The following is an 8,695-nucleotide window of genomic DNA, read 5'->3' on the forward strand; positions in this document are numbered from 1 at the left end:
CTGTGTACATATGCGGCTGCCGCCGCGTGGCCTGCGGACAGCCACGGGGGCTCCGCCCCCGGACCCCCTCCCCCAGCTACCGCCGGGAGGTGCCCCCACCTCAAACGCCGGAGGGGCTGGATTTTGCGGGCGGGGCTCAATTTTGAAGGGCGCCGGACGGGCTGGATTTCAGACGCCGGCCGAGCTCGACTTGGCCATCCGGGCCAAGTCCTTGTCGTGGTTGCGGCGGTCCTGGCGCATCAGGGACAGGACGAGGGTGATCGCTGTCGCGCCCACCGCCCAGGCGCTGAGGATCAGGAACGGGCCGCCCGCGCCGTTGCCCTTGAAGTAGGCGATGGAGCGGGCCGCGAACGTGCCCGCGCCCGGTGGCAGCGCGGGGCCGATGGCGCGCCAGAAGCCGGGCAGCAGCGGGTACGGGTACGCGCCGCCCGCGCTCGGGTTGCCGAGGACCACGACGAGCAGGATCGCCAGGCCGATGCCGACGACGCCCGCGATGCCCTGGAACGCGAGCGTGATCGCGCCGACGGAGAAGACCAGGAGGGCGCCGAGCCCCCACAGGGCCGGGATGCTGCCGGGCAGCGCGTCCAGGATCGGGCCCGCGATCACCGCGCCGAGCAGGCCCGCGACGATCGCGTACAGCAGCATCACGGCGAGCCGGATCAGGGCGCGGGCCGGGTTCGCGGGCTTGGCGCCCGCGCTGATCGCCAGGGCAGAGGCGCACAGGTAGCCGCCCACGCACCAGCCGACGACGAGGTAGAAGGCGGACAGGCCGCGGGCGTCACCGGCTGACTCCGGGACCACGTCGGTGACGGTCAGCGTGCGCTTCTGGGCCTGCTCGGCGGAGCCCACGATCTGTTCGAGGGCCTGCGAGAGGCTGGCGCCCGCGGCGCTGGTGACCAGGAGCCGGTCGCCGGGGGCGCGCGGGTCGACGATCAGGGCGCCGTCGACGTCCCGGTTCCTGATCTGGGCGAGGGCCTCCGCCTCGTCCTTGACCGCCCTCGGCTTCAGCGGCTCGCCCGGCAGGCCGCGCAACTGCTGCACGGCCTGCGCGGTGACCGGCGCGGACGGGGCCGTCACCGCGATCGGGATCTCGTGCGGCTTCGGCTCGTGGAAGGCGCCGATGTACGACGCGATGAAGGCGAGCTGGACCGCGAGCACCCCGAGGACCAGGAGGGCGGTACGGGTACTCACCGCGTCCCTGACCTCGCTGAGAAATCCGGTGCCCGGGTCGCCGTCAAGGCCGCCGCCGCGTGTGGTCCTCATCATGTCCCCACGCTCGACGGCGGGGACCGGGCCCGCAGCAGGGCGGGCCCGAACGGGTGAGCACCCCGCCCGTGCGGGAGGGCACGGACACGGGGCTCGCGCATGGGTCGTACGTACGTTCGAAAGTGGTCTATGGTGGAGAAGGGGATGAGGAGAAAGATCAGGTCAGGAGGTGCGGGTGCCGGGGTTCACGCATCTGCACACCGCCTCCGGGTTCTCGCTGCGCTACGGCGCCTCGCATCCGGAGCGGCTGGCCGAGCGTGCCGCCGAGCGGGGCATGGACGCGCTCGCGCTCACCGACCGGGACACCGTCGCCGGAGCGGTGCGGTTCGCCAAGGCCTGTGAACGGGCCGGTGTGCGGCCGCTGTTCGGCGTCGACCTGGCGGTGGCCCCGGCCGTACGGGAGTCCGGTTCCGCGCAGGAGAAGCGGCGCGCCCCGGTGCGCGGCGGTGCCTTCGTGGACGAGTCCGCGCCCCGTGTCACCTACCTCGCCCGGGACGGCGCGGCCGGCTGGGCCGAGCTGTGCCGGATGGTCACCCGCGCGCACGCCGCCGACCACGACACGTCGGCGCCGCCGCTGCTGCCCTGGCCGGACAACCACGGCGACGGCCTCACCGTGCTGCTCGGGCCCGCCTCCGACGTGGGCCGCGCGCTCGCCGCGGGCCGCCCCGACCGGGCCGCGCGGCTGCTCGCGCCCTGGCGGGAGCGGTACGGCGACGCGCTGCGCCTCGAGGCGGTCCACCACGGGCTGAAGGGCACCGGGCCCGGATCGCTGCGGCTGGCCGCGCGCACCGTGGGCTTCGCCGCCGAACAGGGCGTACGGCCCGTGCTCGGCAACGCCGTCCGCTACGCCGACCCCGGCCAGGGCCCCGTCGCCGATGTCCTGGACGCCGCCCGGCGCCTCGTGCCCATCGACGCGCGGGGCGGCCTGGACAGCGGGGAGCGCTGGCTCAAGGGCGCCGACGCGATGCTGGGCGAGGCGGAGCGGATCGTGGTGGCCGCGGGCTACCGCCGCGACACCGCGTACCGCCTGATCGAGAGCACCCAGCAGACCGCCGCCGCCTGCCTCGTCGACCCCGAGGACGACCTCGGGATCGGGTCCGTGCACTTCCCGGAGGCGCGGCTCGTCGGCGCCGGGCGGCGCACCGCGCAGCGCGCCCTCGCCTCCCGCGCCACCGCCGGCATGCTGCTCCGCGGCTACGCGGGGCGGCGCCCCTACTGGGAGCGGATGCACCGGGAACTGGACGTCATCGCCCACCACGGCTTCGCCTCGTACTTCCTGACGGTCGCTCAAGTCGTCGACGACGTACGGGAGATGGGGATCCGGGTGGCCGCGCGCGGCTCCGGGGCCGGGTCGCTCGTGAACCATCTGCTCGGTATCGCGCACGCCGACCCGGTCGAGCACGGGCTGCTGATGGAGCGGTTCCTGTCCACCCGGCGGCCGGTGCTGCCCGATATCGACATCGACGTGGAGTCGGCCCGCCGGATCGAGGTGTACCGCGCGATCATCGGCCGCTTCGGCACCGAGCGGGTCGCCACCGTCGCCATGCCCGAGACCTACCGGGTGCGGCACGCCATCCGGGACGTGGGCGCGGCCCTGTCCATGCACCCCGCCGAGATCGACCGGCTCGCCAAGGCGTTCCCGCACATCCGGGCCAGGGACGCCCGCGCGGCCATGGACGAACTGCCCGAGCTGAAGGACGTCGCCGAACAGCGGGAGAGGTACGGGCGGTTGTGGGACCTGGTCGAAGGGCTCGACGCGCTGCCCCGCGGGATCGCCATGCACCCGTGCGGGGTGCTGCTCTCGGACGCCTCGCTGCTCTCCCGTACGCCGGTGGTGCCGACCAGCGGCGAAGGGCTGCCCATGTCGCAGTTCGACAAGGAGGACGTGGAGGACCTCGGGCTGCTCAAACTCGATGTGCTCGGGGTGCGCATGCAGTCCGCGATGGCGCACGCCGTGGGCGAGGTGGAGCGGGCCACGGGGACCGCCGTGGACCTGGACGGGATCCCGCAGGGCGACCCGGCGGCGTACGAACTCATCCGCAGCACCGAGACGTTGGGGTGCTTCCAGATCGAGTCGCCGGGCCAGCGCGACCTGGTCGGACGGCTGCAGCCCACCACCTTCCACGACCTGGTGGTGGACATCTCGCTGTTCCGTCCCGGTCCGGTCGCGGCCGACATGGTGCGGCCCTTCATCGAGGCCCGGCACGGCCGCAGGCCGGTCAGCTACCCGCACCCCGACCTCGAAGGCCCGCTGCGCGAGACCTGCGGAGTGGTGGTCTTCCACGAGCAGATCATCGAGATGGTGGCCATCATGACCGGCTGCGGCCGCGGCGAGGCCGACCGGGTGCGGCGCGGACTCTCCGACGCCGAGTCGCAGGGCCGGATCCAGGTGTGGTTCGCGCAGGCCGCGGCCGCGAAGGGGTACGACGCGGAGACGATCCGGCGGACCTGGGAGATCGTCGAGGCGTTCGGCAGCTACGGCTTCTGCAAGGCGCACGCGGTGGCCTTCGCGGTGCCGACGTACCAGTCCGCCTGGCTCAAGGCGCACCATCCGGCCGCCTTCTACGCCGGGCTGCTCACCCACGACCCCGGGATGTACCCGAAGCGGCTGCTGCTCGCGGACGCGCGGCGGCGCGGGGTGCCGGTGCTGCCGCTGGATGTGAACCGGTCCGCGGTCGCTCACCGTATCGAACTGGTGTCCGATGAAGAGGGGGCGGGTGGCCGCTGGGGTGTGCGGCTCGCGCTGTCCGATGTGCACGGCATCAGCGAGGCGGAGGCGCGGCGGATCGAGGACGGGCAGCCGTACGCCTCGCTGCGGGACTTCTGGCAGCGGGCCAGGCCCGGCCGGCCGGTGGCCGAACGGCTCGCGCAGGTAGGGGCGTTGGACGCGTTCGGCGGCAACCGGCGCGACCTGCTCCTGCACCTCGCCGAACTGCACCGCGGCGCGCGCGGCGGCTATGGCGACCAGTTGCCCCTCGCGGGCGGCCGCAGGACCGCCGCCGTCGGGCTGCCCGACCTCGGCGAGGCCGAACGGCTCAGCGCCGAGCTCGGCGTCCTCGGCATGGACGCGTCCCGCCATCTGATGGGCGACCACGCGGAGTTCCTGCGCGAGCTCGGGGTGACCTCCGCCAAGCGCCTGCGGGCCGCCGGGCACGGGCAGACCGTCCTGGTCGCGGGCGCCAAGGCGGCCACCCAGACGCCGCCGGTCCGCTCCGGGCGCCGCGTCATCTTCACCACCCTCGACGACGGCACAGGACTGGTCGACCTCGCCTTCTTCGACGACAGCCACGAGCGGTGCGCGCACACCGTCTTCCACTCCTGGCTGCTCCTCGTCCGCGGCGTGGTGCAGCGGCGGGGACCGCGCAGCCTGTCCGTGGTGGGCTCGGCGGCGTGGGACCTGCGGGAGCTGGTCGAGCTGCGGGGGGCGGGCGGCCTGGCGGCGGTGGGGGCGGCGCTCGCGGCTCCCGAGCCTGAACCTGGCGGCGAGGTCGGGTCTGGCGGCGAGGCTGGATCTGGCGGTGAGGTCGAATCTGGCGGCGAGACCGGACCTGGCGGTGAGGCCGGGGCGCACGGCAAGGGGCGGCGGATCCGGATGTCCACCGGCTACGAGATGAACGCGTGGGCCGACCTTCAGCCACCCGGCGAAGGCACCCCGGGGGGACGGAAGTTGTGGCACCGGAGTCCAGGGAGCGCGGGATGATCCTCTGTGTACGGTTCCTGCTCGACGCACGCGGCGAGGCGCTGCTGCCCGATCTCCTCGGCCTGCTCGGCGAGTTGACCCCTGTCGTCGAGGCCGCGCCGCCCGACACAGCGCTCGCCGATGTGCGCGGCGCCCTGCGCTACTTCGGCCGGGACGCCGAGCAGCTCGCCGCCCTCGTCCGGGTCCGCGCGCTCGCCCTGCACGGCGTGGACTGTGTGATCGGGGCGGGCCCCAACCCGATGCTGGCCCGGATGGCGGCCCGCGAGGCGGAGCCGGGCGTGACCCGGGTGGTGCCCGGATCCGCCGACGGCATACGGGAGTTCCTCGACCGCAAGCCGGTCGTCGCCCTCGAAGGTGTCGGCCGGTCCATGGCCCGCACCCTGTGCACCTACGGCCTCGACTCCGTGGACCGGGTCGCCGCCGCACCGCTCGGCACACTTCAGCGGATCCTCGGGGCGAAGGCGGGCCGCGAGGTGTACGACAAGGCGCGCGGCGTCGACCGCGGCACGGTCGTACGCAACGCCGCGGCCCGCTCGATCGCCGCCGAACGCCCCTTCTCCCGCGACGAGTTGGACCCCTCCCGGCACCGCCGCGCGCTGCTCTCGCTCACCGAGGAGCTGGGGGTGCGGATGCGCGGCTCGGGCCAGGTGTGCCGCTCCCTGGCGCTGACGGTGCGCTACGCCGACCGCACCGGGCACACGACACTCACCCGCTCCCGCACCCTGCGCGAACCCACCGCGCACTCGGCGTCCCTGACCGAGGTCGCGTACGCGATGTACGAGGCGCTCGGGCTGCAGCGCGCCCGGGTGCGTGCCTTCGCCCTGCGCGCCGAAGGTCTCGGCCCCGCCGAACAGGCCGCCCGCCAGCTGACGTTCGACCCGGCGGACGACAAGGCACGGCGCCTGGAGGCGGCGGCGGACAAGGCGCGGGCACGGTTCGGGGAGCGGGTGGTGGTGCCGGGGGCGTTGGCGGCGTAGGGGTTCCGGTCGTCGCCCCGCCCCGTCGGCTCGGGTGCCGTCGATCGCCCTTGCGGGCTCGTCCTCACATGCCGGACGGGCTGGATGTCAGGTCCGGCGGCAGGTATCCGGACGTGACGTTCAGCTTCCAGCCGTGCGACTGGACCGCCAGGCAGGCCAGCGCGACGGCCCCGACGGGCAGCCGACTGCGGGGAGGCGCGTCGGCCATGGCGGCGGACTGCTCGCGGTGTTGCTCCAGGTGCTCGACCAGGGCCCGCTCGAACGCCGGCTGGTCGTCGTCCAGGAGGACCCGCAGCAGGTGCTGGTCGGCGGAGAGTTCACCCTCGACGGCGTCCAGGCGTCGTGCTCCCTCGGTCAGTTCCTCGGAGGTCGGCTTGCACAGGGCGGCGGCGGGGCCGAACGGGCCCGGGTTCTCGTCATCGGCCAGGTACGAGCACAGGGCGTCCATCTCGGCGAGGTCGGCGGGGTCCGACACCGATGTGTGGTCCGAGTGCGGCACACCCTTCCGGATCGAGGGTGCGTAGTCGCCGCGCAGGAGCGGGCCGATGACCTTCTTCCACTCCCAGACGAATCCGGCGGCCACGATCACGGCGTAGGCATCCACCCACCACCTGGCGGTGGCGGCCTCGTTCACGACCCACCGGAAGTCCATCGTCTCGCTGGAGATGGCCTCTCCGACGAGGGGGAACGGGATCAGCTGGTCGCCCTCGGGGAAGCAGCCGAGGCTGAGCAGGCCGTGGGCGCACTCCGCCGCCGTGTGCAGCACCTCGCGGGTGTGTCCGGTGAGAGGGCCTTCCCGCAGGGAGGCAGCGGCATGATCGAGGAGTTCGTCCCGCATCTCCTCCAGCATCCTCAGCCTGAAGGTGTCGTACTCCATCGTGTGCCACCGGCTGAAGGCGCGGCCCCGGATGTCGTCGAGTGCCTTCGCGAGCTGATCCTGACTCACCTCGTGGCAGGGCACGTTCACGTTCACGTTCTGCATGGCGCCGACTCCCTTGATCTCTACGGCAGTTCACACGTTAGCGGCGCCCACTGACAACGCCCCTCAGGCCAGCACCTTGCGCAGCGCGTACCCGAAGACGGCCCGGCCCGCGTGGGCCGTGGCCGGGTCCAGGAAGCGGGGGAGTCGCGACACCCGCAGGTCCTCGCGCCACACGACGTACGAACCCGTGCCGAGCGGGCGCACCTCGATCTCCGCCCAGCCGGTCAGGAACGTGCCTGTCTTGAGCAGGCGGTAGCGGCCGAACTCGGCGCCGGAGCCCGGAGGTTGCCACTCGGTGACCTCCATCGGGTCGTCGAAACGGAAGCGGCCGATCCCGGTACGGGCCACGAAGCGGGTGCCGAGTCCGGTGGGCGGCGGGGTCAGGACGACCGTCCGGGTCAGCGGGACCTGCGCGGCGTGCCGTGGCCAGTCGGTGACCCGGCGCCAGGCCTCGGCGGGGGCGAGCGGAGTGCGGCGGGCGATCCGGAACTCGGGCATCCGGTCAGCGTAGGCCCGCGGGTGCGGCCGGGACCGCCGCGACCGCCGCACCCGGACACGCCCGCGCCGCCCCCCCGAAGTGCAGGAGGAGCGGCGGCGGGTGGGGAGGTGCGGGGCTCAGCGGCCGTGGCGGGCGCCGGTGGCGGCGCGGCGGCGGGACGAGCCGAACAGGGCCGCGGCACCCACGGCCAGCGCGGCGGCGCCGCCGATCGCGAGGTACGGCGTGGTGGAGTCGCCGCCGGTCTCGGCGAGGTTCTCACCGGCTGCCGTGGCCTTCTCGGCGCCGCCGTTCACCTTGGGCTCGTTGGCCGTGGCGGTGTCCCCGGACCCTTCCGTGCCCTCCGTGCCCTCGGCGCCCTGGTCCGCGTGCTCCGCGTGGTCGCCGCCGTGGCCGGAGTGGTCCACCGTCGACTTGTCGGCCTCGGCCTCGATCTGCTCGCCCGACGGAGCCTCCGCTTCCGGAGCCGCCGGGGCCTTCTCGGCGCCGCCCCCGCCGAAGGTCACGTCCGAGCAGGTGTAGAAGGCCTCGGGGGAGTCCGAGCGCTGCCAGATGCTGTAGACGAGGTGCCGGCCCGACTTGTTCGGCACGGTGCCGTCGAAGACGTACTCGCCGTTCTCCAGCTTCGGGTCGGTGACCTTCGCGAACGGCTCCGACTCCAGGTCCGACCACTTCAGCGGCTTGCTCGGGTCGTAGCCGTCCTTGGTGACGTACAGCTCGAAGGAGCCCTTGTGCGGGGCGGTCGCCTTGTAGCGGAACGTGTGCTTGCCCGCGGCGAGTTCGCTGGCCGGCCAGTCGGCGCGGGGCAGGTCGAGGCCCTTGTACTTGTCGCGGCCCGCGCTGCACAGCTTGCCGTCGGGGATGATCTCGCGGTGCTTGCCCGCGGCGTCCGCGATGTTGACCTCGTTCCAGTCGTAGAAGGCCTGCGCGCCGCTGGCGGCGACCGCGGCCTTGCAGGCGGCCGACTGCGGGGACTCAGGTCCCTCGGCGAAGCAGGCCGACACCCGGCTGACCGGGTCCGTCATCGAGCCGTGCGCGGCGGCCGGCGACGCGGCCAGGGCGGTCAGCGCGAGCGGGGCTATGCCGAGGGCGGCGACGGTCGCGACGGTGCGGCGGGTGTTCATGGGGCTCCTCGAAACGGTTCGCGTCTGGGGGTTGGCGAGATCGAAGCTAGCCGCTGGGAGTCGTTGAATCGCCTGCTGAGGTGGGGTCTTGGGGATCCTTATGGTGCGTTTAAGGGTCGGCTCAGAGGGGGTTAAAGGGGGGTGGTGGAT

At 73.6% G+C, this 8,695-nt stretch carries 6 protein-coding genes; 2 read left to right on the forward strand and 4 right to left on the reverse strand.

Translation table 11 applies throughout. From position 1 onward, the window contains the following. Positions 1–168: 168 nt before the first annotated feature. Positions 169–1,266, reverse strand: a complete 1,098-nt coding sequence (locus tag GUY60_RS29640) for a DUF3533 domain-containing protein (protein ID WP_161703313.1) — start codon at positions 1,264–1,266, stop codon at positions 169–171. A gap of 175 nt (positions 1,267–1,441) precedes the next feature. Between GUY60_RS29640 and GUY60_RS29645 the strand changes: the two genes are divergently transcribed. Continuing rightward, positions 1,442–4,966 (forward strand): DNA polymerase III subunit alpha, encoded by a 3,525-nt coding sequence (locus GUY60_RS29645; RefSeq protein WP_161703315.1) that lies wholly within the window; start codon positions 1,442–1,444, stop codon positions 4,964–4,966. Next, the gene (locus tag GUY60_RS29650; protein ID WP_161703317.1) at positions 4,963–5,943 is read left to right on the forward strand and encodes a DNA polymerase Y family protein; all 981 of its coding nucleotides are present in this window, start codon (positions 4,963–4,965) and stop codon (positions 5,941–5,943) included. Before GUY60_RS29645 ends, GUY60_RS29650 begins: the two co-directional genes overlap by 4 nt. A 64-nt stretch (positions 5,944–6,007) precedes the next feature. Here the strand turns inward: GUY60_RS29650 and GUY60_RS29655 are convergent, their stop codons facing one another. The 3 genes from GUY60_RS29655 to GUY60_RS29665 form a co-directional block, all read right to left on the reverse strand. Beyond that, positions 6,008–6,925, reverse strand: coding sequence for an immunity 49 family protein (locus GUY60_RS29655; RefSeq protein WP_161703319.1), 918 nt, complete (start codon positions 6,923–6,925; stop codon positions 6,008–6,010). 63 nt (positions 6,926–6,988) lie between these two features. Further along, the gene (locus GUY60_RS29660) at positions 6,989–7,423 is read right to left on the reverse strand and encodes an SRPBCC family protein (RefSeq protein WP_161703321.1); all 435 of its coding nucleotides are present in this window, start codon (positions 7,421–7,423) and stop codon (positions 6,989–6,991) included. Between the two features lie 117 nt (positions 7,424–7,540). Continuing rightward, positions 7,541–8,545 carry a lytic polysaccharide monooxygenase auxiliary activity family 9 protein gene (locus GUY60_RS29665; RefSeq protein ID WP_161703323.1) on the reverse strand — a complete coding sequence of 335 codons (1,005 nt, stop codon included), beginning with the start codon at positions 8,543–8,545 and terminating at the stop codon, positions 7,541–7,543. Positions 8,546–8,695 lie beyond the last annotated feature (150 nt).

The organism is Streptomyces boluensis (genome assembly GCF_009908195.1).
Classification (GTDB): domain Bacteria; phylum Actinomycetota; class Actinomycetes; order Streptomycetales; family Streptomycetaceae; genus Streptomyces; species Streptomyces boluensis.